Source organism: Pseudomonas guariconensis, assembly GCF_040822035.1.
Classification (GTDB): Bacteria; Pseudomonadota; Gammaproteobacteria; order Pseudomonadales; family Pseudomonadaceae; genus Aquipseudomonas; species Aquipseudomonas guariconensis.
The window spans coordinates 2,644,265-2,657,500 of the sequence record NZ_CP162012.1 but is presented as its reverse complement, the minus strand read 5'-3'; the positions used below and the strand labels follow the sequence as shown (position 1 = coordinate 2,657,500).

The window sequence follows — 13,236 nt, the reverse complement described above, 5'->3', positions numbered from 1 at the left end:
TGCTATTGCCCTCGCGTTCTACTGCGTTGGCGCTGACCACTTCTAGGGTGGCCTTTTGCCTTGTCAGTAGGGGCTCAAGCAATGAGTACGCCAATAATCTGTAACCATTTGTTTCACGGCCTGGCGGGAAGCAAAGTGGGGAAAGCCGAACAGCAGAAGGGGAGACAGGCCCAATACCGGGGGAGGGTGCCCCAATCCTGGTGCGATTCGCGGGTGTCGCTTTCGATGCTCTGTCATGCCGCCGCCGAGGAATGCCGCTGTGGCGGTGGAAGGGGGCTTAGCGTCTCCCGCTGAGCTGAAGGTCGCCAATTGACCAGCGCCGGTGTCAGCTTCAGCAACATGGCGCGGAATACCACGAGTTCGACCTGCACTGAGTAGTTGATTGTCGCTGTGCATAAGGGCAGAATTCCTACGTATTACATGGTATGTACCACAGTACGATTGTAGGAGCGGACATGGCCCGGGTCGGCATCAACAAGGCGTCAGTGCAGCACGCGCGACAGGCACTACTGGCCAGGGGAGAGCACCCGAGTATCGACGCAGTACGTATCGAGCTCGGCAACACCGGTTCCAAGACCACGATCCACCGGTATCTCAAAGAGTTGGACGGGCAGCCTCCAGCCCCGTTGGACACTGCGAGCCTGAGCGCCCAACTGAGCGGCCTGGTCGAGCAATTGGCCGAGCAACTCAACGACGAGGCCCAGGCACGTCTGCGCGAGGCTGAAGCGGCTTTCGAGGCGCAGCGCGAGCAGCTGCAAGACCAAGTACAGATGGCGCAGCAGGCACTGGCGGCAGCGCAGCAACAGTTGCAGATTCAAGCGAGTGCGCTGCAGGCCGAATCCGAAAAACTGCTGACGACCCAAAGCACCTTGCAAGCGGAACAATTGCGCAGCGCCAGCCTTAACCAGGCACTTGAAGAGGTGCAGGTGCGCCTGGCCGACAAGCACGAGCAGGTGCGTTCACTGGAAGAGAAGCACCGCCACGCCCGCGAACAGCGCGAACAGGATCAGCGCCGCCATGAGGCGCAGGTACAGCAATTGCAGAGGGAGCTGCATCAACTGCAGCAGGACCTGCAGGTACGCCAGGAAGAGGCCACACATCTTCACCGGGACAACGAGCGGTTGATCGCAGAGCATCGTCAGACTGTGGAGCAGCGCACGGCGCTGGAGGCGCAATTGGAGCAGCGCGATGCCCAAGTGCAAGGGCTGCGCTCGATCCTAGCCCAGGCCCAAGGCGCAAGCGACGAGATACGCCGTCAGTTGCAGAGCCAGACAGTGCAACTGGAGCAAAAGCGCGAGCTGTGCGGCGAACAGGCACGCCAACTCGAGCGTCTGCAGGGCATGCTCGATGCGCGGACCGAGGCACTATCGGCCTGCGAGTCCCGGCTGGCGCAGAGGGAAGCCAAGCAGTGATGCCGCTGGGCATGGGAACCGGCAGATGAATCAAACTTATCCGCCAGGGCGGGTTCTTCCCTAGACACTCGCCTGGAGACTCGCCATGAACCCGTCTGATTCCCGCAAGCCCGACCAGGGGCCGCATTCCTCCGAAAACGCCACCCACAAGAACGATCTGGGCTTCGACCCGGACTCACCTGATCTCGAAGATCCACAAGTAGACCCGCAAGGGCCGGCCAAGCCGCCCCGGGATGACGAAAAGAAAGCGTGAGCGCAAAGGGCCGCAAGGCGGCCCCTAGCTCATTACTGGTCTACTTTCTTGGCTTCCTCGACTCCCGCGGACGATAACTTGATTGGGTAGACGACGTTCAATTGGTGCTCGGCGTCCACATCGACACTGCCGTCCTGGATGAGGCCCTGTTCCTGCAGGGTCTTGAGCATCCCCGCCACGGCCTTTTCGCCGCGATAGTTATCCAGCAGCTCCTTGCCCAGCCCTTGCGGGTGGGCATGGAGCAGGCGGGTGAGGATTTCTGATCGCAATGCATCGTTACTCATGATGCGCCTCACGTTCGTTGCAGGTCATTTGCCGTATTTGGCCTGGAGTTGCTTGGCCTGTTCCAGGTGATGCTCGAGCTTAGGCAGGGTTTCGCTGGCAAAAGCCTTGAGCTCGGCCTTGTCGGAGGTGCTGGCTTCTTCCTTGAACAGCTTCACGGCTTTCTCGTGGGCGTCGACCTGGTTGTTGATGTAGGACTTGTCGAAGGATTCGTCGCGCCATTCCAGGATCACTTTCTTGACCTTGTCGGTCAGCGCGGCTTCATCCGGTGTGCTCAGGTCCAGGGAGCGGGCGATGTCGCCGAGCTTCTGGTTGGCTTTAGTATGGTCGGTGACCATCTGCTGGGCGAAGGCCTTGATCTCAGGGCTTTTGCTTTTTTCTTGGGCCAGGTTGCCGGCCACGACTTCGGCGATGCCGGCTTCGGTCGCATCGTCGACAAAGTCATTGGAGCTGGCGGCCAGCACGTGCATCGACGCCATGCCGAGTGCGACGGTCAACCCGACGCGCTTGAGGAACAGATTGCTCATGTGTCACTCCTTATCCATTGGCGCGACCTCAGTGTCGCTTATGGTTGAGCGCAGCCTATGGGCAAAGGTTTGATTTTTCTGTGCCGTGGCGGCACCAACGGTCATTGGTTTGAACATTGGGGCAAGACGAGGCTCAGAGATTCAAAGGTTGCATCGAGGAGCGGTCCATGAGCATCGAACGTAGCATTCCGGAGCTTGAGGCCTGGTACGCCCAGTACGATGACGCGAGCTATCGGCGCGAATCGCCAGACGCCTACCATCATGAGCTGGTGCGTACCGCCGAGGCGCTGCGTGACGACGGCGCGATCGACTGGGACGACTGGCTGGCGCTCAAAGCCCTGGCCGACCAGGCCCATGTGCGCGCCCTCGAGGAAGCCGTGCAGGCCCATGTGGACGACCCTGACGCATGAAGACATTGAAAATTGCCACGTTCAATATCAATGGTATCCGCAGCCGCCTGCCAGGATTGCTGGCCTGGCTCGAGCGCGAGCAGCCGGATGTGGCCTGCCTTCAGGAACTCAAGGCTGCAGACAAGGACTTTCCGCGCGAGGCGCTGGAGGCGGCGGGCTATGGCTGCCTGTACCACGGGCAAGCGTCGTGGAACGGCGTGGCCATCCTGGCCCGAGGCAGCGAACCGCTCGAAGTGCGCCGAGGTCTGCCAGGCATGGACGACGACAGCCAGAGCCGTTACCTGGAAGCCGCAGTGCATGGCGTCCTGATCGCCTGCCTTTATCTGCCCAATGGCAACCCTCAGCCGGGCCCCAAGTTCGACTACAAACTGCGCTGGTTCGAGTGCCTGATCGGCCACGCCAGAACGCTGCTCGACAGCGGCCACCCGACAGTACTGGCGGGGGACTTCAATGTGGTGCCCACCGACCAGGACATCTACAACACCCGCTCCTGGCTCAAGGACGCGTTGCTCCAGCCTGAATCCCGGGCGTGCTACCAACGCCTGCTCGAACAAGGCTGGAGCGATGCGATCCGCCAGTTGCATCCTGATGCGCAGGTTTTCACGTTCTGGGATTACTTTCGTAATCACTGGCCCCGCAATGCGGGCCTGCGCATCGATCACCTGTTGCTCAGCCCAGCGCTTTCTGCGCGGCTCCTGGCCGCCGGTGTTCACGCCTGGGTGCGCAACGAACCGAAGCCCAGCGACCATGCGCCGGCCTGGATCGAGCTGTCCGCCCCCCCGCGTCACTGATCTATAGTCAAGGGCGGTAGGGTGCTGGACACAAGGGACTGTAATGGCAGCAAGCAGGAGGCAGGACGAGGAGGGACCGTTCGCCGTGACTGGCGAGGGCCGCGCCGTTGCCTTGTTCCGCCTGGTACTGAGCTTCATGGCGGTCGTGATGCTGGCCTTCGTGCTGATCGAAGGCTGGCGGATCTGGCGCGACTATCGGCATGCCTTCCTCAACGCCGAAGATGCGGTAACCAACCTGGCCCGGGCGACAGCCCAGCATGCCGAAGATGCCATTCGCCAAGTCGATGCGATTACGGCGGCACTGGCCGAGCGCATCGAGGGTGATGGCTTCGACCACCTGGACCGGCCTCGGCTGCATGCGCTGCTCAGGCAACAAAAAGCGATCATGCCGCAACTGCATGGGTTGTTCGTCTACGGCGCCGATGGGCGCTGGATCGTCACCGATCAACCGACCATCGCCCCGCGGGCCAACAATGCTGACCGCGATTACTTCATCTATCACCGCACCCACGCCGACCGAGGCGTGCGCGTTGGCTCGGTGGTGCGCAGTCGTTCCACAGGTGATCTGATCATTCCGATCTCACGGCGGCTGAACAACCCCGACGGCAGCTTCGCCGGCGTGCTGCTGGGTTCGATCAAGGTGGATTGGTTCGTGCGCTATTACGGCGACTTCAAAATAGACGAACGCGGTGCGCTCGTGCTGGCCATGCGCGATGGCACCATTCTCGTGCGCCGGCCCTTCGTGGAGCAGGTGGTGGGGCGCAGCCTGGCCGACAGCGAGATCTTTCGCAACCACCTGCCTTACGCCGACCAGGGTGTGGTGGAAGCCGTCGCGGTGGTCGACGGCACGCCGCGTCTGTATGCCTACCGGGCGTTGGCCAATTATCCATTGGTGGTCGAGGCTGGACTGTCGCGTGAGTCGATCATCGCGCCTTGGCGCCACGACATGCTCAAGTCGGCCGCGGTGTTATTGCTGTTGCTGTCGGGACTCGCGGCCTTCGGCTGGGTGGTGCTGCGCCAGCTGCGCGAGCGCATTGCCATCGAGCGCGCACTGCACCAGGCGCATCAGACGCTCAAATCCTTGGCCCTGACCGATAGCCTGACCGGCCTTGGCAACCGCCGTCGGTTGGATGGGGTGTTCGAGGCGGAGATCCGTCGAGCCCGGCGTCAGGCCTATCCCTTGGCCCTGGTGATGATCGACCTGGACTACTTCAAGGCCTATAACGACCGCTACGGCCATCTGGCGGGTGACCAATGTCTGCGGCGCGTTGGCGAGTTGCTGGGCCACGCATTGAAGCGCCCTGGCGACCTGGCGGTGCGCTACGGCGGCGAAGAGTTCACGCTGTTGCTGCCCAACACCGACGCCCAAGGTGCGGTGGCGATCGTGCAGGAGATACTCATGCTGCTGCGTCGGCAGGTGATCGAGCATGCTGGCAGCCCCTTGGGGCAGGTATCGGCCAGCGCCGGAATCGCAGTGGGCTCTCCGGGGGCGGAGGCGATCACACCAGAGAGCCTGACAGCCGCCGCCGACGCCGCCCTGTATGAGGCCAAGCGCCAAGGGCGTGACCGCTACAGCCTGGCGAGCAGTGCGCTAGCCAATTGCTAACCGCATGGCGCAACGCCCGGACAGGCCATAGGCCTGTTCACTGCGCAATATGCCCCGCAAGCGTTCATCCAACTGCGCAGGCTCCAGGATGGTGAACCCCTGGCGGGCGTAGAACGGCGCATTCCACGGTACATCAGTGAAGGTAGTCAGCGTGACACCTTGCAATCCACGGCTGTGAGCAGCCTCGACAGCCGTCTGCAACAAGCGGCGGCCCAGCCCTTTGCCTTGGGCGTGCTCTTGTACCGAGAGCTCCAGAATGTGCAACTCGCTGGCGGTGGTTTGCGCACAGATGAACCCGATCGGCACATCTTGCTCGTCCACCGCGACCCAACTGGCCTGCTGCGCGATGCAGCACTGATGCGTGGCGTCTTCCAGCACATCGGCTTGTGCCAGCCAGGCCAGTTCAGGCAAGCGCTTGAAGGCTTGAGCAGCGGAGCGTTCGACCGCTGCGAGCTGGGCGAGGTCGTGGCAGTGTGTGAGACGGATACGCATAGGGCTGTCCTTGGCGAAAAAGAGTCGGCTGAAAGTGTCTGTCAGGCCGACACAAGCTTCATGGAAAAACCTCCGAAGGGAGGGCCGGCAATGGTAACCTTGCCCACCTCGTTGCTCATCTCGGACTGTTACATGTTGTTCAATCTCGCCATCCTGTTCGGCACGCTAGTGGCCATGGAGGGCGTCGGCACGCTGGCTCACAAGTACATCATGCATGGCTGGGGCTGGTGGCTGCACCGATCGCACCATGAGCCGCGCCTGGGCATGCTGGAGACCAACGATGTCTACCTGGTGGCCCTGGCGCTGGTCGCAGCGGGCCTGGTGGCGCTGGGCAAGGCGGGCTACGCGCCGCTGCAGTGGGTTGGCGGCGGTGTGGCGGGGTATGGCGTGTTGTATGTGCTGGCCCACGATGGGCTCTTTCATCGTCACTGGCCTTGCGCGCCCAAACCTGTGAACCGCTACCTCAAGCGCCTGTATCGGGCGCATCGACTGCACCATGCGATGCCTGGACGCAAGGGAAGCGTGTCGTTCGGATTCTTCTACGCGCCACCCTTGCGTGTACTCAAGCGCCAGGTGCAGGCCCGCAAACATCGCTAGGTTCAGGCCTTGCGGCGCAGCAGGACGATAAAGAACAGCCCGCCGATGGCGGCCGTGGCAATACCGATGGGCAGGTCCTGAGGCGCAATGAGTGTGCGCGCACCGATATCCACCCACACCACGAACAACGCGCCGAGCAGGGCGCAGGCAGGCAGCAGTCGACGGTGCTCGGCACCGACCAGGCGACGGGCGACGTGGGGCAGCATCAGGCCGACGAAACCGATGGCGCCGGAAAGCGATACCAGCACCCCCGTCAGCAGGGCACAGCCAACGAACACTTGAGCTCGCACACGGCGCGGCTCGAAGCCAAGGCTGACGGCAGTCTGTTCACCGCTCATCAACCCGTTCAATGCCCGGGCCAGGCTCATCAGCAGCACAAACCCAGCCAACACGCAGATCGCCGGCAGCCAAAGCAGCGGCCACTGTGCCAAGCCCAGGCCACCGAGCATCCAGAACATCACCGAGCTGGCTGCATGAGGGTCGCCGGTGTACAGCAGCAGGTTGGCCAGCGCCATGACCACGAACGACACAGCCACCCCGGCCAGCAGTAGCCTGTCGCTGTCCAGTCGACCGCGCCGGCTAGCCACTGCCAGGACCAGCAACATGCTGCCCAAGGCGCCGACGAAGGCTGCCAGGGGTAGGCTGAATGGGCCTGCAAAGGTGCCGAAGAAAAGCACCACCAGCACCGCTCCGAGTACCGCACCAGAGCTGACGCCCAGCAGGTGCGGGTCGGCCAACGGATTGCGGGTGACGGCCTGCAAGGCACCACCAACCAGGGCCAGGCCTGCCCCCACCATGGCCCCGAGCAGTACCCGTGGGGCGCGGATCTGCCAGACGATTTGCGCCTGCCCCCGGCTCCAGTCGCCCATATCGGTCATACCCAACTGATACAGCGTGATGCCCGTGACCTTCGCCAGCGGCACATGGGCCGCGCCAAAGCCCAGGGACAGCAGGCAAGAGAACAGCACACCGATCAGCAGCAGCGACATCAGCAGGCGATAGCCCCCTGGGCTACGAACCGGCATCAGTGCGTTGCCTTGGCGAACAGTTGCGGATGCAGGGCCGCAGCCAATTGCTCGATGGCACTTGCGTTGTCCACCGATGGGGTGACCTGCAGGTACGACAGCACTACGAAGCGGCGCTCGCGGATGGCCTTTACCTCGCTCAAGGCGGGGTGATTGAGCAGGAAATCGCGTTTTTGCGCCCAACTCGTCGGCCCGTAGTCAACGATGACGATCACTTCCGGATCCCGCGCCACGACGCTCTCCCAATTGACCTGGGTCCAGCTGGCATTCACGTCGGCCATTACGTTGTCGGCACCAGCGGCCTCAAACAGTGCCTGGGGCATGCCGAGTCGGCCAGAAGTGGTGGGGCGGTCTTCGCCGCTGTCGTAGAGAAAGACGCGGGGTTTGTGTTGCACTGGGGCCAGTTGCGCGTGGACCTGCGCAACGCGCTGCTGCAGATGCTCGACAAGCACGTTGGCCCGCGGTTGAACGTCGAAGATGCGCCCCAGGTTGAGCAGGTCCTGGTACAGGTCCTCCAGGCTTGCCTGGCGCCGGGGCATGATCCATGAGCAGGATTCGCTCAATTCATACACGGGGATGCCCAGCGGTGCGAGGGTCTGCGGCGTCAGCGGGCCGCCCACGTTCATGCCGTAACCCCAGCCAGCGAACAGAAAGTCGGCCTGGGCATCAAGAAGGTTCTCCGGCGACGGATAGCGCGGTGCAAGTTCAGGAAGGCCGGTCAAGGCCTCACGCAGGGACGGGTCGAGGGTCTTCCAACCGCTGACACCGCTGTAGCCGACCATCCGCTCGCGCAGCCCCAGTGCCAGCAGCATCCCGGTGAGGTTGATGTCGTGACTCACAGCCCGCTGGGGCGCTTGGGTGAAGGTGATGTCGCGCTCGCAACTGCGCACGGTGACGGGGTAACTGTCAGCCCAGGCTGCGAAGGGCAGGGCGGCGAGCAGGGCCAGATGAGTCAGGCGTCGCTTCATGCGGGGGTGATCCAGGTAATACGTGGGTGGGGCGCCAATGGGTGGCGATCGACCAGGGCGCGAACACCAAAGACTTGCGCCAGGCGGTGCTCGGTCAGCACTTGCTCCGGTGTCCCTTGCGCGACGATGCGACCTGCATCGAGCACATACAGGCGATCGCAGAAGGCTGCGGCCAGGTTCAGGTCGTGGAAACTCGCCAACAGGCCTAGACCAGTCCCACGCAGGTGTTCGAGCAAGGCCAGTTGGTAACGTGGGTCGAGATGATTGGTCGGCTCGTCCAGGATCAACAAGCGCGGTTGCTGCACCAGTGCCCGAGCCAGCAATACACGTTGCTTCTCACCGCCGGATAGCGGCGCAAAGCCCTGGTCGGCTCGGGCATGCAGGCCTAGTCGCTGCAGGCAGGCATCGATCAATGCCTGGTCGTCATGGCTGTCGAACCAACCTTGGTGCGGGGTTCGGCCCATGGCGACCACGTCGCGCACACTCAGGCCGAAATCTTCGGGGAACTCCTGCAGCATCACTGCCACGCGCTGGGCGACCCAGCGTGGGGACTGTTGCCAGATGTCTTCGTTTTCCAGCAGCACGCGCCCGCCATCGGGTCGGGTAAAGCGATAGGCGCAGCGCAACAGGCTGGTCTTGCCGCTGCCATTGGGGCCGATCAGGCCGACGAATTCACCGGGGTGGACTTGCAGGTCGATGTCGTCGAGCAGGCGTTGACCGCCGGGCGAGGGAGCCCAGTGCACGCTTTCCAGACGTAGGGTAGGGGATGACATGCAGACCAACCGTACCGGGGGTGAATGAAGCCCGACTGGAGACGGCGCGCAAGGAAATCGCGGACAGTGGCCTGCCCAAGACGGCCCGCGCCCGCCCACCGCGGGTGTTGCCAACAGAGGTGACAGGCCGGTCTCCGGGCTTGCGAGGGGCTTGAGGCATTCACCTTCCCATGCCGGCGGCACAGTGGTGTATCGAATGCATCGCTCGCTTACCGTTGCGGGGGCAGCGCCGGACTGATCGCGCAAGGCGAGGCACCGGCTTCCCGTTTAATCCCCGGCACGGCGGCAGGGGACACCTGAAACTGGGGCGCATCTGAGCATTAATGGACGGGTCAGTCAACCGAACAGGGCGTTCTGGCTTTGCCGGCTTTCTTGCGTGACTGATTGTTACGCGATGTTACCCATTGCCCCAAGCCCAGGGCGGTCTCTGAAAGCTATTCGACTGCAAGGGGCTGTTTTAGAGGGCGATACGAGGGCACAGCATTTGCATTACCGAATCTACGAATTCGGACTGGAATAGACCATGAGTTCTCCACTGCACTGCTGCACCGTTTCGCCAGTCGCGGGCAACCTCGGCGTCCTGTCGGCCGCTGCCAGTGGGCTGGAGGGGTTCGTGACGGAAGTTGGGGGTGACATCGACCTGGTGCTGGGACGTGCCGGCGTCAATCCTGAAAGCCTGCGCCAACCCACACTCAGCCTGCCGCTCACCAATTACTGCCAGGTGCTCGAGGAGGCAGCCCGCCAATCGCACTGCGACAATTTCGGTTTGCATTACGGTCTGCAGTTTCAGCCTCAAGCCTTGGGGCTGCTGGGCTATGTCGGGTTGTTTTCCAGTACGTTGGAGGAGGCCTTGCGCAATTTCGCGGCAGCGTTTCCTTATCATCAGCACGATACCTTGATACGGCTGGCCGACTGCGGCGAGTGCTATCGCTTCGATTATCAGGTACGGCACAGCGCCATCCTGGAGCGCCGGCAGGATGCCGAATTGACCATGGGCATGGTGCTGAACCTGATGCGCCACGTATTGGGCAAGGACTGGGCGCCATTTGCAGTCAGCTTCGAGCACGCGCGCCCACTAGACGGGCAAGCCCATCAGCGGGCGTTCGGCGCGCCTGTCTATTTCGATCGCAATTGTAATTCGATGCTGGTACCCAAGACCGACCTGAAGGACCAGATCATGCCGGAGCGCGATGCCAATCTGCTGTTTCTGGTCCAGGACGTGCTCCGGCGCTTGGGCGCACGCGATCAACGGCGCAACCTGCTGGACGAGGTGGACGCTCAGGTACGCCTTGCCCTGAGCGGCGGAGAGCCGTGCCTGGAAACGATCGCGCAGTCGCTGCAGCTCAGCGGCGCCGGATTGCAGCGCCATCTGCGCGAAGCAGGCGTGAGCTTCAGCCAACTGGTGGAGAAGGTGCGCCGCGAAGTGGCGGTGCATTACCTGCGACAGCCCAAGCGGCCAGTGTCTGACCTGGCAGCGTTGCTTGGGTACTCCGAAACCAGTGCGTTCTCCCGGGCTTTTCGCCGTTGGTTTGGCGTTAGCCCGCGACAATGGCGTAGCCAAAAGCCTTGACGATTTGTCCGCAGGCTCATGCCTTGAATCCAGTCACGCTAAGCCCCGAATTGACTTTGTACGTAGAAACTCACTCGCAGGGTCAATTCTTGGTCTAGACCAGTTGTTAACATCAAGGTCGCAAGCTCCGGATACCTCCCGGCCGGCGCCTTGATAGAGCAGTGCAGGGTGGCAGGCCTACGTTGCGGTAATCACCAGAGGACAACAACATGTACAAAAGTCCTGAGAACGCCCGCTATTACTGGAAATCCCTTCAACGCTGGCGCGTCCAGATATTCATCATCACGTGGCTGGCCTATGCCGCGTTCTATTTCACCCGCAAGGCATTTTCAGTTGCCAAACTGGGCATCGCCGAAGACCCCACTTTCACGCTCGACAAAGCGGCTATGGCCAACCTCGACGCGCTGTACCTGGCTGCCTACGCCGTCGGCCAGTTCGCATGGGGTGTGTTCGCCGACCGCTACGGTACCCGCGTCGTCGTGCTCGGCGGGCTCGTGGTGTCGGCCCTGGCCGCGCTGGCCATGGGCACCTTCGCGACGTTGCCGATCTTCGCCAGCTGCATGGTGATCCAGGGGCTGGCGCAATCCACCGGCTGGTCAGGGTTGTGCAAGAACATCGGCAGCTTCTTCGCCACACGCGAGCGAGGACGTGTGCTGGGCTACTGGAGCACCTGTTATGCCTTTGGCGGCCTGGTCGCCACGCCGTTCGCCGGGTGGTGGGCCTATCAGATCTCCCATGACTGGCGCATGGCGTTCGTATCTTCGGCCGGTGTCGTTATCGTTGTTGCCGTGCTGTTCTTCCTGCTGCAGCGCAATCGCCCGCAGGATGTGGGGTTGCCTGCGGTCGAGGCGCAGGTCCAGCCGACCGGTCGAGACGACGTCCTCCGGGAGAACTACTGGACTGCGCTGCGCAAAGTGCTCGCCAATCGTACGGTCCTGGTACTGGGGATGGCGTACTTCCTGCTCAAGCCTGCTCGTTATGCAATCCTGATGTGGGGGCCGGTGATCGTCTACGAGCGCATGCCAAGCATCGGCAAAGTGGCTTCGGCCATCGTACCGTCCGCATTCGAAGTCGCCGGGTTGGTCGGGCCAATCCTGATCGGCATCGTCTCTGACAAGTTGTTCGGCGCTCGGCGCATGCCGGCTTGCGTCCTCAGCCTGATGGCGCTGACCTTGTGGCTAATACTGTTCGTGCCGACGATGCAAAGCGGCAACATCTATCTGGTCGTTGGCTTGCTGTTCATGATGGGTGTGACCCTGTACGGCCCTGACTCGATGATCAGCGGCGCCGCAGCCATCGATTTTGGCACTAGCGAGTCCGCGGGTACCGCCACAGGCTTCGTCAACGGGTGTGGCTCGGTTGGCGCCATCCTTGGCGGGCTGCTGCCTGGCTATTTCGACACCATTACCGTGTTCTTCGTCTTCACGGGCGCGGCGCTGCTTGCAAGCTTGCTGCTGGTCCCGTTCTGGAACAGTCGCCCGGCAAACCAGGCGGCCGACGCCCAACCCCTGGCAGCGCCTGCCACCGTCGCGTCTCGCTGATGCCGCTGACATTTCACCGGGCGAAGGCTGGAAGAGCCTTCGCACCACGAACCTGTATCTTGGAGGTGGCCAATGGCCCTCGCACTTTTTGACCTGGACGACACCCTTATCGATGGCGACTGCGCCAGTTTGTGGAGCAGCCATATGGCAGCGCTCGGCTGGGTTGACGGGCCCAGCTTCATCGAACGCGATCGCGAACTCATGGCGCTCTATGCGCAGGGCAAGTTGGCGATGGAAGCGTATATGACGTTCAGCCTGTCCCCGCTGGTCGGCCGAACGATAAAGGAGGTGGCCGAAGCGGTGGACCCCTTCGTGGAGGACATCATCACCCCGCGTATCCACGACGACGCCATGGCGTGCCTGGCGAGACATCGAGAGGAGGGTGACCGGGTGTTGATCATTTCAGCATCGGCACACTTCTTGGTGAGTCGTATTGCCAAGCAATTGGGGGTCGAAGAAGTCCTGGCGATTGATCTTGAACAGCAGCAGGGCAGTTATACCGGCAATACCTGCGGGATCTTGACCTATCGAGAAGGCAAAGTGGCGCGGCTGCACAGCTGGCTGCAGGAGCATGGCGAAGGGCTAGAAGGGGCTTATTTTTATTCGGATTCTCGCAATGACCTGCCGTTGCTTTCGCTGGTCGCCAAACCGCATACCGTCAATCCGGATCCAGTGCTGCGAGCGCACGCTGACGCGACGGGATGGCCGGTTTTGCGGTGGCGGTAGTGCAAAGTATGATGGGCGATTTATATAACTCAACAAAATGAATATTTAGTGTAGTTATTCCTTGAGGTTATATTATTAGGGCAGGGTAGCTCATCTGGTGAGCTAGGGGTAGCTCATCGGTGATCGCTAACGCTCAAATCTGCACGCTAGCGTTCAAGAATGAGCTAGGGGTAGTTCACCTGGTGAGCTACCTTCGGCGTCATCGACCATCGAGGATCACCACTCAATGACTCATTTTCCAGGCTGGATGCTTGAAAGCGCCC

General features: G+C 62.0%; 15 protein-coding genes and 1 riboswitch. Of the genes, 9 read left to right on the top strand and 6 right to left on the bottom strand.

The genetic code is table 11. The annotated features are described in order from the left end of the window. The first annotated feature begins 455 nt into the window (after window positions 1–455). Window positions 456–1,412, top strand: coding sequence for a DNA-binding protein (locus tag AB1N67_RS12150; RefSeq protein ID WP_367863002.1), 957 nt, complete (start codon window positions 456–458; stop codon window positions 1,410–1,412). Between the two features lie 85 nt (window positions 1,413–1,497). Then, window positions 1,498–1,665: a DUF6021 family protein gene (locus tag AB1N67_RS12145; RefSeq protein WP_167358058.1), complete on the top strand. Its 168-nt coding sequence runs from the start codon at window positions 1,498–1,500 to the stop codon at window positions 1,663–1,665. A gap of 32 nt (window positions 1,666–1,697) precedes the next feature. Here AB1N67_RS12145 and AB1N67_RS12140 read toward each other — a convergent pair whose 3' ends face one another. Continuing rightward, window positions 1,698–1,949 (bottom strand): hypothetical protein, encoded by a 252-nt coding sequence (locus AB1N67_RS12140; RefSeq protein WP_043210548.1) that lies wholly within the window; start codon window positions 1,947–1,949, stop codon window positions 1,698–1,700. 24 nt (window positions 1,950–1,973) lie between these two features. Next, on the bottom strand, window positions 1,974–2,474 hold the full coding sequence (locus AB1N67_RS12135) for a DUF4142 domain-containing protein (RefSeq protein WP_043210547.1): 501 nt from the start codon (window positions 2,472–2,474) through the stop codon (window positions 1,974–1,976). Window positions 2,475–2,641: 167 nt separating this feature from the next. Between AB1N67_RS12135 and AB1N67_RS12130 the strand changes: the two genes are divergently transcribed. From AB1N67_RS12130 to AB1N67_RS12120, 3 genes are read left to right on the top strand one after another with little or no spacing between them, the layout of a single operon-like run. After that, window positions 2,642–2,884: a hypothetical protein gene (locus tag AB1N67_RS12130; RefSeq protein WP_043210544.1), complete on the top strand. Its 243-nt coding sequence runs from the start codon at window positions 2,642–2,644 to the stop codon at window positions 2,882–2,884. Beyond that, window positions 2,881–3,675, top strand: a complete 795-nt coding sequence (gene xth, locus AB1N67_RS12125; RefSeq protein ID WP_367863001.1) for an exodeoxyribonuclease III — start codon at window positions 2,881–2,883, stop codon at window positions 3,673–3,675. Before AB1N67_RS12130 ends, xth begins: the two co-directional genes overlap by 4 nt. Before the next feature lie 43 nt (window positions 3,676–3,718). Beyond that, window positions 3,719–5,281, top strand: coding sequence for a sensor domain-containing diguanylate cyclase (locus AB1N67_RS12120; RefSeq protein ID WP_102082040.1), 1,563 nt, complete (start codon window positions 3,719–3,721; stop codon window positions 5,279–5,281). Here AB1N67_RS12120 and AB1N67_RS12115 read toward each other — a convergent pair. Beyond that, entirely contained in the window at window positions 5,267–5,773 is a 507-nt protein-coding gene (locus AB1N67_RS12115) for a GNAT family N-acetyltransferase (protein WP_289717321.1), read from the bottom strand. The genes AB1N67_RS12120 and AB1N67_RS12115 overlap by 15 nt on opposite strands. Before the next feature lie 132 nt (window positions 5,774–5,905). Between AB1N67_RS12115 and AB1N67_RS12110 the strand changes: the two genes are divergently transcribed. Further along, window positions 5,906–6,370 (top strand): sterol desaturase family protein, encoded by a 465-nt coding sequence (locus AB1N67_RS12110; protein ID WP_367863000.1) that lies wholly within the window; start codon window positions 5,906–5,908, stop codon window positions 6,368–6,370. A gap of 2 nt (window positions 6,371–6,372) precedes the next feature. On the opposite strand, the gene AB1N67_RS12105 is transcribed toward AB1N67_RS12110, so the two are convergent. Genes AB1N67_RS12105 through AB1N67_RS12095 form a run of 3 tightly spaced genes read right to left on the bottom strand, consistent with a single transcriptional unit; the run spans window position 6,373 to window position 9,136 of the window. Next, window positions 6,373–7,395: an iron ABC transporter permease gene (locus AB1N67_RS12105; protein WP_090342873.1), complete on the bottom strand. Its 1,023-nt coding sequence runs from the start codon at window positions 7,393–7,395 to the stop codon at window positions 6,373–6,375. After that, window positions 7,395–8,363 (bottom strand): ABC transporter substrate-binding protein, encoded by a 969-nt coding sequence (locus AB1N67_RS12100; RefSeq protein WP_182943208.1) that lies wholly within the window; start codon window positions 8,361–8,363, stop codon window positions 7,395–7,397. Before AB1N67_RS12100 ends, AB1N67_RS12105 begins: the two co-directional genes overlap by 1 nt. Continuing rightward, window positions 8,360–9,136 (bottom strand): ABC transporter ATP-binding protein, encoded by a 777-nt coding sequence (locus AB1N67_RS12095; RefSeq protein WP_070573535.1) that lies wholly within the window; start codon window positions 9,134–9,136, stop codon window positions 8,360–8,362. The genes AB1N67_RS12100 and AB1N67_RS12095 overlap by 4 nt, the downstream gene beginning before the upstream one ends. A 107-nt stretch (window positions 9,137–9,243) precedes the next feature. After that, window positions 9,244–9,451, bottom strand: a riboswitch (cobalamin riboswitch). 208 nt (window positions 9,452–9,659) lie between these two features. Here AB1N67_RS12095 and AB1N67_RS12090 point away from each other — a divergent pair. The 3 genes from AB1N67_RS12090 (at window position 9,660) to AB1N67_RS12080 (ending at window position 12,973) form a co-directional block, all read left to right on the top strand. After that, window positions 9,660–10,706, top strand: a complete 1,047-nt coding sequence (locus AB1N67_RS12090) for an AraC family transcriptional regulator (protein ID WP_090342868.1) — start codon at window positions 9,660–9,662, stop codon at window positions 10,704–10,706. A gap of 209 nt (window positions 10,707–10,915) precedes the next feature. Further along, a complete protein-coding gene (locus tag AB1N67_RS12085; protein ID WP_367862999.1) occupies window positions 10,916–12,247 on the top strand; it encodes an MFS transporter in 1,332 nt (443 codons plus the stop codon). A gap of 72 nt (window positions 12,248–12,319) precedes the next feature. Next, entirely contained in the window at window positions 12,320–12,973 is a 654-nt protein-coding gene (locus AB1N67_RS12080; protein ID WP_367863852.1) for an HAD family hydrolase, read from the top strand. Window positions 12,974–13,236 lie beyond the last annotated feature (263 nt).